Below are 19,255 nucleotides of genomic sequence, written 5' to 3' on the forward strand. Positions count from 1 at the left end.
ACTGAAAGACAAGGAAGCGCAATGGCACCATCGGCAGCCCAGCGCATCGTCATCGAGAACTGTTCGATCGCGACCGTGGACGCGAACGACACCGAGTACGCCTTCGGCCACCTCGTCATCGCGGGCAACAGGATCGAGTCCGTCGGCGCCGGCCGGGCCCCCGAGAACCTGGCGGGCGTGGAACGCCGGATCGACGCGAGCGGCCATCTGGTCACGCCCGGTCTGATCAACACCCACCACCACTTCTACCAGTGGATCACCCGGGGCCTGGCCACCGACCACAACCTGTTCAACTGGCTCGTCGCGCTCTACCCCACCTGGGCGCGCATCGACGAGGAGATGGTGTACGCCGCGGCCCAGGGCTCGCTGGCGATGATGGCCCGCGGCGGCGTCACCACCGCCATGGACCACCACTACGTCTTCCCGCAGGGCTCCGGCGACCTGTCCGGGGCCGTGATCCGCGCCGCCCGCGAGATGGGCGTCCGCTTCACCCTGGCCCGCGGGTCGATGGACCGCAGCGAGAAGGACGGCGGCCTGCCCCCGGACTTCGCCGTCGAGACGCTGGAGGGCGCGCTCGCCGCCACCGAGGAGACCGTCAGGAAGCACCACGACGCCTCCTTCGACGCCATGACCCAGGTGGCCGTCGCCCCCTGCTCCCCGTTCTCCGTCTCCACCGAACTGATGCGCGAGGGCGCGGAGCTGGCCCGCCGTCTCGGCGTACGGCTGCACACCCACGGCTCGGAGACGGTCGAGGAGGAGAAGTTCTGCCACGAGCTGTTCGGCATGGGCCCCACCGACTACTTCGAGTCCACGGGCTGGCTGGGCGAGGACGTGTGGATGGCGCACTGCGTCCACATGAACGACAGCGACATCGCCGCCTTCGCCCGCACGAAGACCGGCGTCGCCCACTGCCCGTCCTCCAACGCCCGCCTGGCGGCCGGCATCGCGCGGGTCCCCGACATGCTGGCGGCCGGCGTCCCGGTCGGCCTCGGCGTGGACGGCACCGCCTCCAACGAGTCCGGCGAACTCCACACCGAACTGCGCAACGCCCTGCTGATCAACCGCCTCGGCGCGCACCGCGAGGCCGCCCTGAACGCCCGTCAGGCGCTGCGCCTGGGCACCTACGGCGGCGCGCAGGTCCTCGGGCGGGCCGAGCAGACCGGCTCGCTGGAGGCCGGCAAGCTCGCCGACCTGGTGCTGTGGAAGATGGACACCCTCGCCCACGCGTCGATCGCCGACCCGGTGACCGCGCTCGTCTTCGGCGCGGCGGCCCCGGTCACCGCGTCCTTCGTCGACGGCCGCCAGATCGTCGCCGACGGCCGACTGCTGCACGCCGACGAGGACGCCATCGCCCACGCCACCCGCACCGAGGCCCAGCGCCTGGCCAGGGTCGCCGCCCAGCGCTGACCCGCTCCGAGAACTCCGGTCGGGGGGGACGGCCCCCGACCGGTAGCCGCGGACCCGAGCGGGGTCCACGGCGGCCGGCTCCGGGGCGCGCGCGGACGCGCGCGCCCCGGGACGGTGTCCGTTCGCCACCCCCCGAGGGTCGCCTCCAAGACCCGCCCCCGGTCCCGCACGACCACACGCACCACCTCCCTGACACCCACGTCAGCAGACGTGTTAACCGACCGGAGGAGCAGCCGTGGCCACTCACCCCGCGTCCCGCGATGAGGCACGACAGCCAGCCGAGTCCACCCACCCCGTCGACGAGAAACTCCCCCCGCTCAAAATGGCGACCAGCGGCCTGCAGCACGTGGCCGCCATGTACGCGGGTGTGGTCGCCCCGCCCCTGATCGTCGGCGCGGCCGTCGGCCTGTCCGGCACCGAACTGACCTTCCTCACCGGAGCCTGCCTGTTCACGGCCGGTCTCGCCACCTTCCTGCAGACGCTGGGCATCTGGAAGATCGGCGCCCGGCTGCCCTTCGTCAACGGCGTCACCTTCGCCGGCGTCGCCCCCATGACCGCGATCGTCGCCTCCACCAAGGACAAGTCCGACGCGCTGCCGATCATCTTCGGCGCGGTCATCGTCGCCGGCCTCCTCGGCTTCCTGGCCGCACCCGTCTTCTGCAAGGCGGTCCGCTTCTTCCCGCCCGTGGTCACCGGCACCGTCATCACCCTGATCGGCGTCTCCCTGCTGCCCGTCGCCTTCGGCTGGGCACAAGGCCCGAACCCGGCCGCACACGACTACGGCTCCGCGAAATTCCTCACCCTGGCCGGCATCACCCTCGTCATCGTTCTGCTGCTGCGCCGCTTCACCCGCGGCTTCGTCAAGCAGATCGCCGTCCTGCTCGGCCTGATCGCCGGCACGATCATCGCGATACCCTTCGGCGTCACCGACTTCGGCCCGGTCGCCGACGCCGACGTGGTCGGCTTCCCCACCCCGTTCCACTTCGGCGCGCCGCAGTTCCACATCGCGGCGATCGTGTCGATGTGCGTGGTGATGGTGGTCTCCATGACCGAGTCCACCGCCGACATGCTCGCCCTCGGCGAGGTCGTCGAACGCCCCGCGAACGAGGACACCATCAAGGCGGGCCTGCGCGCCGACACCCTCGGCTCCGCCCTCAGCCCCCTGTTCAACGGCTTCATGTGCAGCGCCTTCGCACAGAACATCGGCCTGGTGGCCATGACCCGCATCCGCAGCCGCTTCGTCGTCGCCTTCGGCGGCGGCTTCCTGGTCCTGATGGGCCTGTGCCCGATGGCGGCCTCGCTGATCGCCGTCGTCCCGCGCCCGGTGCTCGGCGGCGCGGGCGTGGTGCTGTTCGGGTCGGTCGCCGCCAGCGGCATCCAGACCCTGGCCCGGGCCGGCCTCGACAAGGACAACAACGTCCTGATCGTGGCCGTCTCCCTGGCCGTCGGCGTCATCCCGATCACCGTCCCGGAGTTCTACCACGCCTTCCCGGAGACGGCCCGGATCGTCCTGGACTCCGGCATCTCCACCGGCTGCGTCGCCGCCGTCGTCCTGAACCTGGTCTTCAACCACCTCGGCAAGTCCCGCAAGGAGGAACGGGACGTCACCCACCCCATGGAGGCGGGCGAGGAGATCGCCGTCGTGCACTGAGGGCACCCGCGGAAGCCTTGAGGGGTACGGCCCGGCGACCACCGGGCCGTACCCCTTTCCCGCGTCCCGTACGCCGCTCTACAGGCCGAACAGGCCCGGGTCGGCGGCGAGTTCCTTGAAGTGCTCCTGGGGAGCGGCGACCAGCTTGCGCGTCTTCAGGTCCAGCAGGCCGCCGACGGCGGTGATCTCGGCGGCCACCGTGCCGTCGGTCTTGCGGACCGTCTGCTCGATGCGGAACGTCTTGCCGCCCGCCCACGAGAACGCGCAGGTGATGTCGATCTCGTCGCCCGCCAGCAGCTCCCTGCGGTAGCGGATCGTGGTCTCCAGCGCCACCGGACCCACGCCCCGCGCGACCAGCCCGGTCTGGGTGATCCCGGCCGCTTCGAGCAGCGACCAGCGGGCGTGCTCCGCGTAGTTGAGGTACACGGCCTGATTGACGTGGCCCTGCGTATCGGTCTCGTACCCCCGCACGGTCACCCGCACGGAAAACGGCTCGCTCACGGCATCCCCTTCGCAGCGTCTCGCATGTCGATTCCCCCCGATGTCACTCGCCCCCGATCCTGGCACGCCGGTCACACCCGGCGCGGGGACGCCAGCAGATACCTGGCCCGGGTCCGCGGCTCGGTGTACTCCCCGGCCTGCCACCCCGCCCGCTCCAGCGCGGCCCCGCACGCCCGCAGCGCCTCGCCGTCCGGGCCGTACACGGCGACCGCCTCCGGCTGCGCGGTCGCCCGCACCCGGTACCCGTCGTCCCCGTCCGGTCCGGCGGGACGGCACCCGGCCGCCTCCAGGGCCAGCGCGGCGGCCCGCACCAGATGCGTACGCTCCCACCCGCACGGGCGGTCCGGGCTGCCGTCCGGATTGGTCATCCGCCGCAGCTCCAGCAGCCCCTGCCAGGCGCTGTGCACCTCGCGGACGCGGGCGGGGTCGCCGTGCGGAGACGCCGCCCGGTCCTCGCCCCCGACGCGGGCGGCGAAGACCCCGCCGGAAGCGTCCTCAGGGGCGGTGGCCGCGTCCGTGGCGGCGGCGGAGCCGTCCGGCTCGGGCTCCGCCTCCCGTATCCGGTGTCCGGCCGGGGTGAGGAAGTGGTCGTGCGGCGGGCGCGGGTGCCGGAACGCGAGCCCCCGCTTGACCAGCGCGTCGAGCTGCGCCGGGGTGCCGCGCAGCCGCCCGGTCACCGGGTCGGCCGCGTCGATGACACGGCGCTGCGCCGCCGTGGGCGGTCGTGTCACGGCGTCCTCCCTCCCCGTGGCCGCAGCAGCATGGACGAGTGGGCCGGGAAAGTTCTCCCGACCCACTCAGAAGGCTACGACCCGGGTCTGACAACGCCCCGGGAGCCGGCCGTCAGTCCGAGGTCTCGACCGGTGCGGGGGGCCGGATGTTCCAGCCCGCGATCACCGGCCGGTCGTGCTCGGTGCCCAGCCGGCACACGGTCCCCGTGGCCAGCTGGAACAGCGCGCCCGCCGACGGCGGCAGACCGAGCCGCCGCGCGGTGAGCACCCGGAGGAAGTGGCCGTGCGCGACCAGCAGCACGACGCCTTCCGTGTTGGCGAACGCGGCATCCACCTTCGCCAGCATCCGGTCGGCCCGCTCGCCGACCTGCTCCACGGACTCTCCGGGATGTTCCGGCGGACCCGGCGCCACCCCGTCCGTGAACAGGAACCAGCCCGGCCGCGTCCGCTGGATCTCGGGCGTGGTGACGCCCTCGTAGCCGCCGTAGTCCCACTCGTGCAGATCCGCGTCGACGCGCGCGTCGTGCACGCCGATCAGCTCGGCCGTCTCCCGCGCCCGCAGCAACGGGCTGACGAAGGCCGCGCCGATGCGGTGCGAGCGGATCAGCGGCACGAGCCGCCGGGCCTCCTCGCGGCCGTGCTCGGTGAGCGGCACGTCCGTGCAGCCGGTGTGCCGCCCGGAGCGCGACCACTCGGTCTCCCCGTGCCGGACGAGAAAGAGGTCACCCACGTGCGCTGTTCCTTCCCTGACGTCGCCGAAGACACCCTGTCACGTGCCGGGTACCCCCGCAGCCGGGACTGCGCCGTACGGCCGGTAGGGGCGTTTCAGCACTCGGCGGCGTAGGGAAGGAACGCGGCCCACCCCTCCGGGGCGAAGGCGAGGTGGGGACGGCGCGTGTCCTTGGAGTCACGGACGTGGACGGTCCGGGGGGTGTGGGCGACCTCTACGCACTCGGGGCCGTCGTTGGTGCTGTAGCTGCTCTTGAACCAGTTCAGGGTGGGCTCGGACGAGTGAGCTGACATCAGATGAGTCCTCCGACGTTCTCGATGAAGGTGGTCCACTGGTGGGGGTGAAAGGCGAGCTGCGGGCCTTGCATGGACTTGGAGTCGCGCACGTGGATGGTCTTGGGTGCGTAGGCGACCTCGACGCACGAGGGGCCGTCGTTGGTGCTGTAGCTGCTCTTGAACCAAGCGAGTTCGCTACTTCTCTCGGCCGAGGGCTTCGCGGTCATGTCTCTTCCAGCACTTTCTTGATGAAGTCCCGCGATCTACGGGGCGTGAGAGCCTGCGCCCGGATGATCCCATAGCGCATCTCAAGGATCTGGACCTCCCTCGGGTCCGAGATCACACGGCTGATGAGCTGGACTTCGTTCAGCCCCACCGTCTTGCCGTTCTTGAGACGCAGCAGACGGAACGAGCCCGCGAGACCAGCGTTGTCCTCACAACCCAACGGCAGTACCTGAATGTCGATGTGGCGGGCATGCCCTACTTCCAACAGGCGTTCGAGTTGGTCACGCATCACCATTCTGCCCCCGATGGGTCGCCGCAGGGTCGCCTCGTCCTGAACGAAATTGCAGACGGGCTTCGCGGTCGAGCACTCGATGATCTGCTGGCGGGCGAGTCGGGCGGCGACCTGCCGCTCCAACTCCTCCTCAGGTAGCGGGGGCCGACGCGCCTCGTACAGGGCGCGGGCATAATCGGGAGTCTGGAGGAGCCCGTCGATGACGGAGGTCTCGTACGATCCCATCTCGATGGCCTCCGCCTCCAACTTTTTTACGTCCCGCACCTTCTTCGGGAACCGAGCTTCTTCTACGTCCTTCAGCAACTCAAGGATGAGCCCGCCTGCACCGAGTACCCGATCAGCCTCACCGAGGAACTGCTCACTCGGCGCCCGCCGCCCCCGCTCCACCGAGGAGACCTGTTCCTCGCTGTAACCGATGGCCGCGCCCAGCTCGGCCTGGGTCAGCCCCGCGCGCTCGCGGAACTTCTTGATGATCCTGCCGACCGTCCGGAGGACCGCCGCCGACTCCTCATCGTCCCAGCCCGCTTCCATCGCGTCGCCGAACTCCATCGCACCCACGCTCCGACACCTCCCGTACCTTGCCCGATCCCAACTCCCCGCCGATCCGCGGCGTAACGCGGCGCTGCCCGTACAGACCCGGACGGCACCCGGACAGTGACGCTGCGTACCGTCGTCGTCGCTGTGCAGCGTAGTGACGAGCCGCCACGCTGGGTGACATGAACGCCGAGATCTCCACCCCCGGGTGGACCGCAGAATCCCTCGCGCCCACGGGGCACTTCACGATCCGTCTGTCGGCGACGCCGAGGGGCGCACGACTGGCCCGCCGCCTGGCGACCCAGCAACTGGCGGACTGGGGCTGGGGGTACGAGACGGAGGCGAGCGGGACGGTCGCCCTGCTGGTCGCGGAGCTGACCGCGAACGCGGTGCGGCACGGCCGGGTGCGGGGCCGGGACTTCCGCATGTCGCTGACCCTGCACGCGGCGGACCCGGCGCTGCGGATCGAGGTCACGGACGCGAGGCCGGACCACCGCCCGCCCACGCCGGGCACGCTCCCGCAGTCGCCGCCGGACGAGGAGTCGGGCCGGGGTCTGCTGCTGGTGGAGGCCCTGTCGACCCACTGGGGAGTGACGAACGGGGACCCGTACACGAAGACGGTCTGGTGCGAGGTCCTCCTGAACTGACCGCGTCACCGCAGGCGCGTGGCCCCCGGCCCCGCCGCGAAATGAGGGTGCGGGCGCCGTGGGCCCCTGCTAGCGTCCGGGGCATGAAGCGCGCTGCGATGACGACGACGCCGGAGAGTGTCCCGGCGCGCTGACCGATGTCTCAGTCCGAAGCCCCGGGGCGAGTGCCCCGGGGCTTCGGCTTGCGGTCGCTCGCCCGATGTCCGCGAGGAGACCGCCATGCACGACCACCGCAAGCTCGGCCGTGAGCTGGACCTGTTCGACACCGACCCGCTGCTGGGCGCGGGGCTGCCGTACTGGCTGCCCGACGGCGCGACCGTACGGCACACCCTGGAGGAGTACATCCGCGACGCCGAGCGGCGGGCGGGCTACCGGCACGTGTACTCGCCGGTCCTCGGCAAACGCGAGCTGTACGAGATCTCCGGGCACTGGGATCACTACAGCGACGACATGTTCCCGCCGATGGACCTCGGCGGGGAGCAGGTCGTGCTGCGGCCGAGCCTGTGCCCGCACCACGCGGTGATCTACCGCTCCCGCGCGCACAGTTACCGCGAGCTGCCGCTGCGGATGGCCGAGCTGGGCGGCATGTACCGCTCCGAACTGTCGGGCGTCCTCGGCGGATTGACCCGGGTACGGGCGATCCAGCTCAACGACGCGCACATCTTCTGCACCCTGGACCAGGTCGCCGAGGAGGCGGGGGCCGCGCTGGAGATGATCCGCCGGGCGTACGAGGCGCTGGGCATCACCCCGGCCCGCTACCGCCTCTCCCTCCCGGGCCCCGGCGGCAAGTACGTGGCCGCACCGGAGAAGTGGCGGCGCGCCACCGCCCTGCTGACCGAGGTCCTCGACCGCTCGGGGCTGCCCTACGAGGCGGCCGAGGGCGAGGCCGCGTTCTACGGCCCGAAGATCGACGTCCAGGTCGCCGACAGCGCCGGCCGCGAGTCCACCCTGTCCACCGTGCAGGTCGACTTCCACCAGCCCGAGCGGTTCGACCTGCACTACATCGGCGCGGACGGGGCCAGGCACCGCCCGGTGATGGTGCACCGCAGCATCATCGGCAGCGTGGAGCGGGCCGTCGCCCATCTCGTCGAGGCGCACGGCGGAGCGTTCCCGGCCTGGCTGGCCCCGGTCCAACTGGCCGTCCTGCCGGTCTCCGCCGCCGAACTGCCGCACGCCGAGGCTTTGGCCCGCCGCTGCACCGACCTCGGCCTGCGCGCCGAGATCGCGGCCCCGGAACGCGGAACCCTCGGCGCCCGCGTCCGCGCCTCCCGCCTGGTCCCGTACCAGGCCGTCATCGGCGCGAAGGAGGCCACCGACGACCACGTGTCCCTCCGCCTGCGCGACGGCCGCCGCCTGCCCCCACAGCCGACCACCGACGCCCTCACCCGCATCAACGCCTTGACCGCCTCCCACAACCCCGAGTTGTGGCCCGCCGTCAAGGCGTAACGGGCGCAGCGACCGCATACGCGTTAGCCGTCGTCCTGCCTCCGGCCTGGACCTCAGTCCACGCCTCGGAGGTACACCCGGCTGTGCTGAGCGTCGAGCGGATGCACGGCGGCGCTGAGCGAGTTCAAGTCTCCCTGGCAGGGGGCGCACACCGGCCCTTCGGTGACGTCGGCGAGCGCCTCGGGCTCGGGCAGTCCGAGGTGGGCGAAGGGAGTGGTCGGTTCGCCGTCACCGGCGGAGGAGAGGGCGTGCGCGCGGTGCGACAGAGGGCTGTCGGGCCGCAGTTCCCGGACGAACGCCTCGGTGTCTTCCTTGGGCAGCGTGAACGCGAGCAGTAGCCCGTCGTCCTGGAAACCCTTCTGGTAGGCGGCCCGTACATCCGTTGCTCGCGCCGGGATCGTCGTACGCATACGTCGAGCCACCTCCGCCGGCGTCGTCCCCTCGACCCAGTACGGCACCCGCCGCCCAACGTCCGATTTCCCACGCCCGGAATCGTGCTGAGTCGGACCGGACGAGCACGCCCCCAACGCGCACACCAGCACGACACCCACCACCGCTCCGACCGCCCGGCCCGGGCCCCACGGCGCCGCGCGCAAGAATCGGTCCCTCACCGTGCGTCGCCGTTTCGCCCGATGTCCGTACGCGTTCCGTCCCGGCCAGGATCGGCCGGAGGGGGCAGCGGCGCTGAATCGCCGCTGCCGGTGCCCAAATCGTAGTGCCGCACTGTTCCAGTGCCTCGCATGTCGTACTCCTTCGCCAGGCCGGTCGTGTGCAGATGAGCCATGTCCGCGTCGGTCACGGTCGTCGGCCCGATCTTGGTGGCCTTACCGGGGTCCCAGTTGTACCGGTCCCAGACATTGACCTGGTAGTCGAGACTGACCTTCGGTTTGCCGTCCGGTCCCGGCACCACGGTGACAGCACCGGTGGTGTTGGTGTTGGCGCTGCCTACCGCCAGGTACCAGTTGCGGTCACTGTGCGTGTATCCGGCGCCGGCGGTCTCGACCGGGATCGTCACCGGCTTGCCGCCGGACTTCTCGTAGGCGTCCAGTGCCGTTCGACGCCATTCGTCCTGATGGTCCCGGATGGACTTCTCGGCCGCGGTACGAAGCGCGACGTCGTCACGCATCATCCTGTCCACATCGAGATCGAGAGTCGTCCCGGTGCCACGCAGGTAGTGGTCCATATTGCGGGCGGCGTCGGTGTTGCCGATGAAGTCGCCGCCGTTCGACATGGCCTTCGCTTGGGCGAGGACCCAGAAGTCGTGTGCACCGGGGTCGTCCACGTCATACGGACCCGCGCCGTCGTCAGGTGCCACCTGCTTGACCTGAGGGCTGAGGATGCCGGCGGAGAGCAAGTCGTCCTGGTGCTGAGTCCACAGTTCGGCGCGAGCCTGCGGGCTCAGTGACTCCCACAGCCGTCGTAGTTCAGCCTTCTGCTGCGCGTTGGCATCGCCGCCGAGTTCGGCGAGTTCCAGGGCGCGCGGCAGCATGTCCTCATCAAGCGAAGTGTAGGTGGCGTGGCCCGCGTTGTAAGGATCGTTGCCGTGGCTGCGGCCCAGTGCACGAACGACGGCGGCGTCGATCTCCGCGGCGTGACGCACGACGTCGGCGAGGCTGTCCGCGTACCACTGCATCAGATCCTTGGCCTTCTGCCCCTCCTCCTTGCCGTCGACCGTGCACATACCAGGCATGACCTTCACCGAGCCGTTCTCGCCGGCGACGACGAGGTAGCCGTCCTCGCGTGCGTCCGCCTCCAGACTCTTCGCCCTGTGCTGCAGGCCGACCAGCTCCTGGTGAGCGTCGTCCAGGACGCTCCAGATACTCTTGGCCTCACTGTGCAGATCAGTGCACTCCTTGGCCGTCTTGTCCACGAACTCCCGGGTCACAGTGGCGTTGACTCCGGCCCAGCGCGCCTTGTCGGCCTTCGCCTTCAGCCCGTCCTGGGCGTCTTTGGCCAGGGCTTCCAGGTGTTTGACCGCCTGTTCCCACGTATCCACCGCGGACCCCAGTTTGCTCAGGTCCACGTTCAGCAGATCGTGGTAGTCCATACTTCCTCCTCCCGGTCACTTGAAGTAGCTGTTCAGAACGGACACGGGGACGGCGGTGCCGTTCCGGCTGCGGACCTCGGCAGCGATCGCGTCGTCGTCGTGCGCATGCCGCTTCTTCGAGTAGTCCAGGTGATTCGATATGTGGGCGAACGCCTGCAGGACCGCCTTGACCTGCGAGGTCCACACCGAAACGGTCGTCTCCAACCCCGCCCCCATGCCGAAGTGATGACTCTTCAGCGCGGCGGCGGCCTGCATCGTCGTACCGGCACCGTGGGCATCGGCCCCCGCTCCCGCGATGTCGACCTGATCGTGCAGGCGGGTGTGCAGTTGGAAGGCCTCGTGCCCGACGGCACCCAAGTCGTCCTGATGAACGACGAGGTCCCCGTCACCGCCCGCGCTCGGCGCGTGGTCGAGGTGCAGACCGGTCGCCCTCTCCTCGGCGACGCGTCTCTTCGACCGTTCCCATTCGTCCCAAGTCATATGCTCCGAACCCCCGTTGCGACGGCTTGGCCCGCCTCGTCATACGTACACCTGATAGCAGCTTACGTACGTATGACCGCGTCGGCGCGGACGTTGGTTCCCCGCGCCGATGGTTCCCGGCGCTGGACCGAACGGTGGCGGAGCTGTACGGCGGTCACCGCGGGATCACGGCCGGTAGGCTGACGGTGAGGGAAATCGGCACGACGATCCGGCACCACACGAGGGCGAGGGCGACGAGACGACATGGCGCTGGACGACAGCAGCCAGGGGCGCACACGGGACCGGCGGTCGGTGTACGAGCGGTACCAGGTGAGTGGAGGAGAGGCAGCGGAGTCGGACGCCACCGGCCTGTCCTCGTTCCAACTGGAAGTCAGCGCCGACGGGCGGCCTACCGATGTCGAGCGGGAGGAAACCGACGAGGAGAGGGATCGGATCACTTCCCCGTTCGACCCTGAGCACATCGACATCGAGACCCGCACGACCACGGTCGACCTGCTGCTGTCCCGGCTGCGCAACGAGATGATCGACCTCGCTCCAGACTTCCAGCGTCGTGCGGGCATCTGGACCGATGAGAAGCAGAGCCGTCTCATCGAGTCGCTCCTGCTACGCATTCCCATTCCGTCCTTCTACGCTGCGGAGAAGAAGGATGGGAGTTGGGCCATCGTCGACGGAATCCAGCGACTGACCTCCATCGCACGCTTCTTGGACCCCGAGACGGTGCATGCTCAGCCGCTGAAGCTCACTGGCCTGGAATACCTGCGCAATTTTGCGGGAGCCGATTTCGCGGATCTTTCAGGCAAGCTTCAGATCCGGCTTCGTGAGACGGAGGTCGTCGTTCATGTCATCCGTCGAGGCACGCCGGAGCCAGTGATGTTCAACGTGTTCGCTCGTATCAACACCGGAGGCGAACCGCTCACGCGGCAGGAGATCCGACACGCACTGATTCCCGGCCGTGCCAGGACCCTGCTCGCGGAACTCGCGGAGTCCGAGGAGTTTCAGAGCGCGACCGGCCACAGCGTGGTGGGCGATCGGATGGCCGACCGGGAGATGGCCCTGAGATTCCTCGCGTTCCGGCTGACGCCGCCCAGCGCCTACCGCTCAGGCGACTTCGACTCGTTCCTGGCCGACGCCATGCACCTGATCAATCGCTTGGATCCGGAGGACGAGGAACGGCTGCGAGCGGAGTTCGCTACGGCCATGGTCGCGGCTCAGCGAATCTTCGGCATCCACGCCTTCCGTAAGTACCGGTGGCGTCAGCAGCGCAAGTCCCCCATCAACAAAGCCCTGTTCGAAAGTGTCGCTGTGAACCTCGCATCGCTTGGTGCCGAGGGTCGGAGAAAACTGGAGCAGCACGATGTGCTGAACGCCTTCGCGGACTTGATGGAAGACACCGAGTTCGAGCGATCCGTGTCCGTGGGAACCGGTGATCCCAAGAAGGTGCGGAAGCGGTTCGACGCGCTCCAGGAACTCTTCGAGGACCTTGTCGACCAACCGGTTCAGGAGGCAGGTAAGTGATCACCCGACTCGCTCTGGTCAACTTCAAGGCCTTTCGGAGTCTGGAACTGCCGCTCGGCCCACTGACCCTTCTCACCGGGCTGAACTCCTCGGGCAAGAGCAGTGTGCTCCAGGCGCTGGGCGTGCTGCGCCAGTCCTACGAGGCAGGCGGTCTACGCGAAGGGGGCTCCTTCGATGCGGATGGATTCCTCCTGAACGGTGAACTCGTGCGACTCGGCACTGCCCAGGACGTACTGCATGAGGACTTCGGACCGGTCGAAGGCCTGTTCCCCTTCGTCCACGCGTCTCAGATCGTCGTCGGATTCCTGATCACACAGGACGGGGTGGAGTACGGCTGGAACGCGGAATACGACCCGGCGCAGCCGGATCAGGACCTGATGCCGGTGTACACGCCTCAGATCCATGGCTCGGCCCCACTCGCCTACAACCCGTTCCAGTACCTGCACGCCGATCGCATCACGCCGGCGGTCACCTACCCCCGGTCACACCTGATCGCCATTGCCCGCGACTTCCTGGGGGTGCGGGGCGAACATACGGTCAACTACCTTCGGCACCATGCTGACCGTAGGGTCCTCGAAGGCCCTCTGCGTCACCCGCGAGCCGCCTCTCCCCGGCTCCTCGACCAGACCGTCGCCTGGATGCAGGAACTGTGCCCGGGGGTCAATCTCCAGGCCTCCGCCATCGAGGGCACCGACTCCGTCCGCCTTTCCTACGGCTTCGGCGGCACCGCGGGCATCAACGCCACCCGCCGGCGACGCCCGACCAACGTCGGCTTCGGCCTCACCTATGCCCTGCCGATCGTGGTTGCCTGCCTCAGTGCGACGTCCGAGAGCCTCATTCTGCTGGAGAATCCGGAGGCTCACCTGCACCCCAAGGGCCAGAGCCGCATGGCCGCACTGCTCTCTGCAGCCGCCGCCACGGGTGCCCAGCTGATCGTCGAGACGCACAGCGACCACGTTCTGAACGGTGTGCGGATCGCCGTGAAGGAGAGTGTCCTACGGCCCGAGGCCGCTGTCGTGCACTACTTCCGCGGGAACGGGGCGGGCGCCGAGGTCGTCACCCCTCATATCGACAAGGACGGCATGATCGAACACTGGCCCGAGGGCTTCTTCGACGAGTGGGAGCACTCGTTGGACCAGTTGCTTGACTGATGCAGAGCGTGGGGGAGAAGGCTGGATGCCGCTGCTGTTCCTGAACGAGAAGTCGTGGGGGATGCCCTGCGACCCAGCACGCGCCGACCGGGCGATGTCGGACTTCGTCGATGCCGTCCGGGCCGTTGCGGCCGAGGACAGAACCGGCACGGCCGTGGTGAGCGAGTTGCCGCTCAAAGCGCTGGAGATCGCCGAGGGATACCCGATCACCAAGTGGATCGGCAGCAACCCCCGCAACCACGCACGCTGGCAGCGCCTCCGCGCTCTGCAGAATCGGTCCCCGGTCCGCAGTGTCCTCCCGGCCGAGGATGCGGCGGACCATCTGGAATACCACCATCGGGAGACTGTCGTCCTCGGCCTCGGGGCCGCCCATTTCATGGACGGCCTCGCAGTGAGTCTGCCGGTCGTCCCGGACTGGCACACACCTTCTGTTCTCCTGCATCGCAGGGAACTGAGCGAGTCGGACGCCGGCTCGCTGACCTTGACGCACGACATCGTGAGTGTCCGAAACCTGTCGGCGCAACCGCACGTCGACGAACACCGTGCCTGGATTCGCCAGAGCCGCCTGCACGCCGTCACCTCAGGACGCGCGATCTGGGAACGGCGCGCGGACCTCTATCCGCACCTGGACTTCCTGCCACGCACCGAGGAGCAGCTGACCGCGCTCGGACCGCACTGGGTCGTCCCGGTGCGTCGTTGTCTGGAGAAGCTGGAGGAGGCGGTCGGGGCCTGGGAGCCGGCAGCCTCGGCCGAACCCGACTGGCTGACCAAGGTGACTCCGGAGGGCGAGACGCGCAAGCGTGAGTGCTGGTTCACCGACCTGGACGGGGCGAAGCACTGCTACCACCTGCATGCTCGCTTCACTCCGGGACCGGGTCGCATTCACTTCCGTCTGCTCCCGACGAAGCGGGCGATCCAGCTCGCACACATCGGCAGCAAGATCCGCCCGGACCTGTGAACCACCCCCGCCGTCTGGCGACCCAGCAACTGGCGGACTGGGGCTGGGGGTACGAGACGGAGGCGAGCGGGACGGTCGCCCTGCTGGTCGCGGAGCTGACCGCGAACGCGGTGCGGCACGGCCGGGTGCGGGGCCGGGACTTCCGCATGTCGCTGACCCTGCACGCGGCGGACCCGGCGCTGCGGATCGAGGTCACGGACGCGAGGCCGGACCACCGCCCGCCCACGCCGGGCACGCTCCCGCAGTCGCCGCCGGACGAGGAGTCGGGCCGGGGCCTGCTGCTGGTGGAGGCCCTGTCGACCCACTGGGGAGTGACGAACGGGGACCCGTACACGAAGACGGTCTGGTGCGAGGTCCTCCTGAACTGACCGCGTCGCCCCAGGCGTGGCCCGCGCCGGGATCGTCGTACGCATACGTCGAGCCACCTCCGTCGGCGTCGTCCCCTCGACCCAGTACGGCACCCGCCGCCCGACCGGCTCCGAGAAGCAGGCCCCCAGCGAACACACCGACACCGACCCCAGGAGGGCGCCGACCACCTTCGTCCACACCCTGTTCACGCCTCGTCCCCGTGCGTGAGCCGGCCGCCGGTGAGCCGCCAGAGGTGCTGATGATAGGTCAGCTGCCAGGTATCGTCGGCGGTGATCGCCCGCTCGATCCACTCGCGCAGTTGCGGGAGGGCCTGCTCCCGGAGGACCGCACGGGTGGCGGCGCGGTCCGCGGCGGCCAGCGGATGCACGTCGACGAAGCAGCCGACCGAATCCGGGTGGACGCCGCGGCCGTAGGTGCGGGAGAGCGGAGCGACCCAGGCCGCTCCGAGGACGATGTCCCCGCTGCCGCCCCCGGTGAGGAACCGCAGCTCCCTGACGTGGTCCAGGCGCGGGCCGAGACACTCGGCGACGTCGGTTCTCGTCAGGGGCCAGGCCCGGCGCCGGGGCAGCCGTCGATCGCGTGCGGACATGCCGGACAGGACCGCAGACGGGGACGCGGCGGGGCGGCCGCCCCCGGTATGCGAGGGCCGGTCAGCCCCAGACGGGCTTCTCGTGGTTCTCCGGTTCGTCCGTGAGGAACCCGTCGAGCATGCGGGCGGTCTGGAGCGCCATGCTCCTGCAGAACTCCTGCTGGCCCGATTCGTCCGCCGGGATCTCGGACTCGCTGTACGTCACCGTGATGAAGAGATTCTCACGCCGGAAGTGAACCCATGCCATGTCCCTCTTGCCGGACTTGTCGCTCTTCTCGTCCATGACCGCCTGCAGAACCTCCTCTCCGAGTGCGTCGGACGGCGGTACCTCGCTGGTGGTGATGGTGGAGTCGAAGGGGTTGGGGCCGGGCTCGATCGCGGCCATCCGCTTCCGCGCGTCCGCCTTGCTGTCGAGCAGGTCCGCTTCGACCACCACCTGGAACGGGATGGTGCCGTCCGCCTTCCACCCGCAGTTCGCGTTCTTGCTGTCGTTGGTGGACGGGTGCAGTTCGTAGGCCGCCAGTTGGGTGTACCCGCGCATCCGGTTGCGCTCCAGATAGCCGCACAGGTCCGGCATCCGCTGGAACCGGGCCGTCGCCGCGGTGCTCGGACTCGGGCTGGAGGTCGATCCGGTGTCGTCGGCGCGTGCGGCGCGGTGGCCGGCCGTGGCGTAGTAGGTGACGGCGGCCACCAGGACGAGGGCCGCCGAGAGGGACGCCAGAAGGACGGCACCCCTGCGGCCGGTCCAACGCCGGTCGGGCATGGGGAGCCTGGGCGGCTCGGCGTCCTCGCTGTCGCCTCCGGCGTCGGGAAGGGCGCGCGTGGGCGTGGCCGGCGGCAGCGGCGCGGTGTGGTCGGCGTCCGCGCGCAGCCGGGCGAGGCGCTCACGCACCGCCGCAGCCGGGCGGGGACGGCCGTCCGGGTCTCGCTGGAGGAGCTCCGTCAGCAACCGGGCCACCGGAGCCGGGACGTCGGGCCGCAGCGCGGTCACCGGCCGGGGCTCCTCGTCGAGTTTGCGGCGGACCACCGCCAGCGGGGTGCCGTCGCCGAACGGCGGCTCCCCGGTGAGCAGGGCGAACAGGACGCTGCCGAGGGCGTAGAGGTCGGAGCGTTCGTCACCGCGCTGGTCCAGGAACTGCTCGGGCGCCCCGTACTGGGCGGTGCCCACCGGCGAGAGCACGCTGGTCGGCGCGACCGTGAACGTGTGGGCGTGGGTGAAGCCGGCGATGCCGAAGTCCACGACCTTGACCGAGCCGTCGGCGGTGAGCATGACGTTGGACGGCTTGATGTCGTAGTGCACGACGTTGACGGTGTGCGCGGCGACGAGGGCGGCGCAGATCTCCTCGGCGATCTCCAGGGCGCGCCCCACGGGCAGGGGGCCGTGCCCGTGCAGATGCTCGGCGAGGCTGGTGCCCTCGATGTGCTCCATGACGAGGAAGTGCACGTCCTCGTGGACCCCGCTGTCGTGAAGGGCCACGACGTTCGGGTGGTTGATCTGGGCCGCGGCGACGGCCTCGCGTGCGAAGCGCTGGACCAGCTCGGACGATGCGCTGTCGTCGTGACGCAGGAGCTTGACGGCGACGGCGCGGTGCAGGCGCCGGTCCCGGGCGGCCCACACCTCGCCCATGCCGCCCCGGCCGAGCAGCCGGGTCAGCTCGTACCTGTCCGCGATGAGAGCGCCCCGCTCCACCCCGCCACCTCCCGTGATCGGCACCGGCGCCAGCATGACGGATCACGCCGGGGCGCGGCAGCCGGTTCCCGCCACACGGGGGTGAGCAACGGCGGCCCTTACTGCCGGTACCCCCCGAGGAACCGCCCGATCCTGCTGATCGCCGTGTCCAGGACGTCCGCGTGCGGGAGGGTGAGGATGCGGAAGTGGTCGGGGGAGGGCCAGTTGAAGCCGGTGCCCTGGACGACCTGGATCTTCTCGCGCAGCAGCAGGTCCAGGACGAACTTCTCGTCGTCGTGGATCTTGTGGACCTCCGGGTCGAGGCGCGCGAACGCGTACAGCGCGCCCTTCGGCTTCACGCACGAGACGCCGGGGATCTCGTTCAGCTTCTCCCAGGCCACGTTGCGCTGTTCGTACAGCCTGCCGCCCGGCGAGGTCAGTTCCTTGATGGACTGGCGGCCGCCCAGCGCCGCCTGGATGGCGTACTGCGCGGGCGCGTTGGCGCACAGCCGCATGGAGGCCAGCATGGTCAGGCCCTCCAGGTAGTTGCGCGCGTGCTGCTTCGGGCCGGTCACCACCAGCCAGCCCGAGCGGAAGCCCGCCACCCGGTAGGTCTTGGACAGGCCGCAGAAGGTGAGGACGACCAGGTCCGGGGCGAGCGCGGCGGTCGAGTGGTGCACGGCGTCGTCGTAGAGGATCTGGTCGTAGATCTCGTCGGCGAACACCATCAGGCCGTGCCGGCGGGCGAGATCGAGGATGCCCTCCAGGATCTCCTTGGGGTACACCGCGCCGGTGGGGTTGTTCGGGTTGATGATCACCACCGCCTTGGTGCGGTCGGTGATCTTCGCGGCCATGTCGTCCAGGTCCGGGTACCACTCGGCCTGTTCGTCGCACAGGTAGTGCACCGCCTTGCCGCCGGCCAGCGTCGTCACGGCCGTCCACAGCGGGAAGTCCGGCGCGGGGATGAGGATCTCGTCGCCGTCCTCCACCAGCGCCTGGACGGCCATGGAGACCAGCTCCGAGACGCCGTTGCCGAGGAAGACGTCGTCCACGCCGACCTCCAGCCCCCGCTCCTGGTAGCGCTGGGCCACCGCGCGCCGCGCGGAGAGGACGCCGCGCGAGTCGGTGTAGCCGTGCGCCTGGGGCAGCATCCGGATCATGTCCTGGAGGATCTCCTGCGGCGCCTCGAAGCCGAACAGCGCCGGGTTGCCCGTGTTCAGCCTGAGGACGCTGTGGCCCGCCTCCTCCAGGGCGTTGGCGTGCTCGATCACCGGGCCGCGGATCTCGTAGCAGACCTCGCTGAGCTTGTTCGACTGCCGGAACTCCATGCGCTCCTCCGGGAACTCGTGTTGCTTGGTTTTACCAAGTAGGAGCTTGGAAAGTCCAACGACATGTCTAGACTGCGTCGCATGTCACCTCGCCGAAGCTACGACCAGTACTGCTCCGCCGCCCGCGCGCTCGACCTCGTCGGCGACCGCTGGACGCTGCTGATCGTCCGTGAACTGCTGGCCGGTCCCCGCCGCTACACCGACCTGCACGCGGACCTGCCCGGAGTCAGCACGGACGTGCTCGCCTCACGGCTGAAGGACATGGAGCGCGACGGCCTCACCGCCCGCCGCCGGCTGCCCCCGCCCGCCGCCGCCTACGTCTACGAACTCACCGACCGCGGACGCGCGTTGCTGCCCGTGCTCCAGGCGCTGGGGGAGTGGGGGCAGCCCGAACTCGGCGTGCCCCGGCCCACCGACGCCGTACGCGCCCACTGGTTCGCCCTGCCCCTGCTGCGCGCGCTCGACGGCGAGGGCCTGGTCGAAGTGCGTCTGGAGGAAGGCGTGTTCCACCTCCACGTCGGCGCCGAGGACGGTCCCGTGTACGGCGACGGTCCGGCGTCCGGCGCGCCCGACGCCCGGCTCGTCCTCGACTCCGCCGTCTGCACGGCCGTCGCCCGGGGCGAGGTGGCCCTCGCGGACGCGGTGCGCGACGGGCGGGTGGACGTGAGCGGCGACGGCACCCTCGCCAAGGCGCTGCGGGAGGGATGACG

The 19,255-nt window shown here is 69.9% G+C and carries 20 protein-coding genes and 1 pseudogene; 9 read left to right on the top strand and 12 right to left on the bottom strand.

Annotation, left to right across the window (positions count from 1 at the left end; genetic code table 11):
• The first annotated feature begins 21 nt into the window (after positions 1–21).
• Positions 22–1,407, top strand: a complete 1,386-nt coding sequence (locus K7787_RS07150; RefSeq protein ID WP_009191365.1) for an 8-oxoguanine deaminase — start codon at positions 22–24, stop codon at positions 1,405–1,407.
• Between the two features lie 322 nt (positions 1,408–1,729).
• The gene (locus K7787_RS07155; RefSeq protein WP_223000933.1) at positions 1,730–3,058 is read left to right on the top strand and encodes a nucleobase:cation symporter-2 family protein; all 1,329 of its coding nucleotides are present in this window, start codon (positions 1,730–1,732) and stop codon (positions 3,056–3,058) included.
• A 78-nt stretch (positions 3,059–3,136) separates the two neighbouring features.
• Here the strand turns inward: K7787_RS07155 and K7787_RS07160 are convergent, their stop codons facing one another.
• The 6 genes from K7787_RS07160 to K7787_RS07185 form a co-directional block, all read right to left on the bottom strand.
• Positions 3,137–3,559 (bottom strand): acyl-CoA thioesterase, encoded by a 423-nt coding sequence (locus K7787_RS07160; protein WP_223000870.1) that lies wholly within the window; start codon positions 3,557–3,559, stop codon positions 3,137–3,139.
• A gap of 71 nt (positions 3,560–3,630) precedes the next feature.
• A complete protein-coding gene (locus K7787_RS07165; RefSeq protein WP_223000871.1) occupies positions 3,631–4,290 on the bottom strand; it encodes a hypothetical protein in 660 nt (219 codons plus the stop codon).
• Positions 4,291–4,402: 112 nt separating this feature from the next.
• The gene (locus K7787_RS07170) at positions 4,403–5,020 is read right to left on the bottom strand and encodes a histidine phosphatase family protein (RefSeq protein ID WP_223000872.1); all 618 of its coding nucleotides are present in this window, start codon (positions 5,018–5,020) and stop codon (positions 4,403–4,405) included.
• 95 nt (positions 5,021–5,115) lie between these two features.
• A complete protein-coding gene (locus tag K7787_RS07175) occupies positions 5,116–5,313 on the bottom strand; it encodes a DUF397 domain-containing protein (protein WP_223000873.1) in 198 nt (65 codons plus the stop codon).
• Positions 5,313–5,522: a DUF397 domain-containing protein gene (locus K7787_RS07180; protein ID WP_223000874.1), complete on the bottom strand. Its 210-nt coding sequence runs from the start codon at positions 5,520–5,522 to the stop codon at positions 5,313–5,315. Before K7787_RS07180 ends, K7787_RS07175 begins: the two co-directional genes overlap by 1 nt.
• Positions 5,519–6,361, bottom strand: a complete 843-nt coding sequence (locus tag K7787_RS07185) for a helix-turn-helix domain-containing protein (RefSeq protein WP_223000934.1) — start codon at positions 6,359–6,361, stop codon at positions 5,519–5,521. Before K7787_RS07185 ends, K7787_RS07180 begins: the two co-directional genes overlap by 4 nt.
• Before the next feature lie 167 nt (positions 6,362–6,528).
• Between K7787_RS07185 and K7787_RS07190 the strand changes: the two genes are divergently transcribed.
• Together K7787_RS07190 and thrS are read left to right on the top strand one after the other, a co-directional pair.
• Positions 6,529–6,993: an ATP-binding protein gene (locus tag K7787_RS07190; RefSeq protein ID WP_164392578.1), complete on the top strand. Its 465-nt coding sequence runs from the start codon at positions 6,529–6,531 to the stop codon at positions 6,991–6,993.
• A 213-nt stretch (positions 6,994–7,206) separates the two neighbouring features.
• A pseudogene (gene thrS, locus K7787_RS07195) lies at positions 7,207–8,439 on the top strand (threonine--tRNA ligase); the annotation flags it as partial.
• A gap of 53 nt (positions 8,440–8,492) precedes the next feature.
• Here thrS and K7787_RS07200 read toward each other — a convergent pair.
• From K7787_RS07200 to K7787_RS07210, 3 genes are all read right to left on the bottom strand, one after another.
• Positions 8,493–8,849 carry a hypothetical protein gene (locus K7787_RS07200; protein ID WP_223000876.1) on the bottom strand — a complete coding sequence of 119 codons (357 nt, stop codon included), beginning with the start codon at positions 8,847–8,849 and terminating at the stop codon, positions 8,493–8,495.
• A 197-nt stretch (positions 8,850–9,046) separates the two neighbouring features.
• Complete coding sequence (locus K7787_RS07205) at positions 9,047–10,486, bottom strand: hypothetical protein (RefSeq protein ID WP_223000877.1); 1,440 nt, start codon at positions 10,484–10,486, stop codon at positions 9,047–9,049.
• Between the two features lie 15 nt (positions 10,487–10,501).
• Positions 10,502–10,966: a hypothetical protein gene (locus tag K7787_RS07210; protein WP_164392586.1), complete on the bottom strand. Its 465-nt coding sequence runs from the start codon at positions 10,964–10,966 to the stop codon at positions 10,502–10,504.
• 243 nt (positions 10,967–11,209) lie between these two features.
• Here K7787_RS07210 and K7787_RS07215 point away from each other — a divergent pair, with 243 nt between their 5' ends.
• Genes K7787_RS07215 through K7787_RS07225 form a run of 4 tightly spaced genes read left to right on the top strand, consistent with a single transcriptional unit; the run spans position 11,210 to position 14,958 of the window.
• A complete protein-coding gene (locus K7787_RS07215; RefSeq protein ID WP_164392588.1) occupies positions 11,210–12,481 on the top strand; it encodes a DUF262 domain-containing protein in 1,272 nt (423 codons plus the stop codon).
• Positions 12,478–13,632 carry an AAA family ATPase gene (locus K7787_RS07220; protein WP_223000878.1) on the top strand — a complete coding sequence of 385 codons (1,155 nt, stop codon included), beginning with the start codon at positions 12,478–12,480 and terminating at the stop codon, positions 13,630–13,632. Before K7787_RS07215 ends, K7787_RS07220 begins: the two co-directional genes overlap by 4 nt.
• Before the next feature lie 25 nt (positions 13,633–13,657).
• Positions 13,658–14,590: a hypothetical protein gene (locus tag K7787_RS31635; protein ID WP_247720646.1), complete on the top strand. Its 933-nt coding sequence runs from the start codon at positions 13,658–13,660 to the stop codon at positions 14,588–14,590.
• On the top strand, positions 14,587–14,958 hold the full coding sequence (locus K7787_RS07225) for an ATP-binding protein (protein WP_308036303.1): 372 nt from the start codon (positions 14,587–14,589) through the stop codon (positions 14,956–14,958). Before K7787_RS31635 ends, K7787_RS07225 begins: the two co-directional genes overlap by 4 nt.
• A gap of 185 nt (positions 14,959–15,143) precedes the next feature.
• Here K7787_RS07225 and K7787_RS07230 read toward each other — a convergent pair whose 3' ends face one another.
• The 3 genes from K7787_RS07230 to K7787_RS07240 all read right to left on the bottom strand — a co-directional run bounded on the left by K7787_RS07230 (position 15,144) and on the right by K7787_RS07240 (position 18,545).
• The gene (locus K7787_RS07230; RefSeq protein ID WP_223000879.1) at positions 15,144–15,548 is read right to left on the bottom strand and encodes a hypothetical protein; all 405 of its coding nucleotides are present in this window, start codon (positions 15,546–15,548) and stop codon (positions 15,144–15,146) included.
• 61 nt (positions 15,549–15,609) lie between these two features.
• The gene (locus K7787_RS07235; RefSeq protein ID WP_223000880.1) at positions 15,610–17,262 is read right to left on the bottom strand and encodes a serine/threonine-protein kinase; all 1,653 of its coding nucleotides are present in this window, start codon (positions 17,260–17,262) and stop codon (positions 15,610–15,612) included.
• A gap of 74 nt (positions 17,263–17,336) precedes the next feature.
• On the bottom strand, positions 17,337–18,545 hold the full coding sequence (locus tag K7787_RS07240; protein WP_169438120.1) for a pyridoxal phosphate-dependent aminotransferase: 1,209 nt from the start codon (positions 18,543–18,545) through the stop codon (positions 17,337–17,339).
• Between the two features lie 81 nt (positions 18,546–18,626).
• On the opposite strand from K7787_RS07240, the gene K7787_RS07245 reads away from it, so the two are divergent.
• A complete protein-coding gene (locus K7787_RS07245) occupies positions 18,627–19,253 on the top strand; it encodes a winged helix-turn-helix transcriptional regulator (RefSeq protein ID WP_223000881.1) in 627 nt (208 codons plus the stop codon).
• Positions 19,254–19,255: the final 2 nt, after the last annotated feature.

Source organism: Streptomyces sennicomposti (genome assembly GCF_019890635.1).
Taxonomy (GTDB): Bacteria; Actinomycetota; Actinomycetes; order Streptomycetales; family Streptomycetaceae; genus Streptomyces; species Streptomyces sennicomposti.

What these genes read in the sequence shown, in the direction of transcription:
- K7787_RS07185 (WP_223000934.1), bottom strand. Translation starts at nt 6,361, where the DNA reads ATGGAGTTCGGCGACGCGATGGAAGCGGGCTGGGACGATGAGGAGTCG.
- K7787_RS07205 (WP_223000877.1), bottom strand. Translation starts at nt 10,486, where the DNA reads ATGGACTACCACGATCTGCTGAACGTGGACCTGAGCAAACTGGGGTCC.
- K7787_RS07180 (WP_223000874.1), bottom strand. Translation starts at nt 5,522, where the DNA reads ATGACCGCGAAGCCCTCGGCCGAGAGAAGTAGCGAACTCGCTTGGTTC.
- K7787_RS07215 (WP_164392588.1), top strand. Translation starts at nt 11,210, where the DNA reads ATGGCGCTGGACGACAGCAGCCAGGGGCGCACACGGGACCGGCGGTCG.
- K7787_RS07200 (WP_223000876.1), bottom strand. Translation starts at nt 8,849, where the DNA reads ATGCGTACGACGATCCCGGCGCGAGCAACGGATGTACGGGCCGCCTAC.
- K7787_RS07245 (WP_223000881.1), top strand. Translation starts at nt 18,627, where the DNA reads ATGTCACCTCGCCGAAGCTACGACCAGTACTGCTCCGCCGCCCGCGCG.
- K7787_RS07155 (WP_223000933.1), top strand. Translation starts at nt 1,730, where the DNA reads ATGGCGACCAGCGGCCTGCAGCACGTGGCCGCCATGTACGCGGGTGTG.
- K7787_RS07175 (WP_223000873.1), bottom strand. Translation starts at nt 5,313, where the DNA reads ATGTCAGCTCACTCGTCCGAGCCCACCCTGAACTGGTTCAAGAGCAGC.
- K7787_RS31635 (WP_247720646.1), top strand. Translation starts at nt 13,658, where the DNA reads ATGCCGCTGCTGTTCCTGAACGAGAAGTCGTGGGGGATGCCCTGCGAC.
- K7787_RS07240 (WP_169438120.1), bottom strand. Translation starts at nt 18,545, where the DNA reads ATGGAGTTCCGGCAGTCGAACAAGCTCAGCGAGGTCTGCTACGAGATC.
- K7787_RS07190 (WP_164392578.1), top strand. Translation starts at nt 6,529, where the DNA reads ATGAACGCCGAGATCTCCACCCCCGGGTGGACCGCAGAATCCCTCGCG.
- K7787_RS07150 (WP_009191365.1), top strand. Translation starts at nt 22, where the DNA reads ATGGCACCATCGGCAGCCCAGCGCATCGTCATCGAGAACTGTTCGATC.
- K7787_RS07210 (WP_164392586.1), bottom strand. Translation starts at nt 10,966, where the DNA reads ATGACTTGGGACGAATGGGAACGGTCGAAGAGACGCGTCGCCGAGGAG.
- K7787_RS07230 (WP_223000879.1), bottom strand. Translation starts at nt 15,548, where the DNA reads ATGTCCGCACGCGATCGACGGCTGCCCCGGCGCCGGGCCTGGCCCCTG.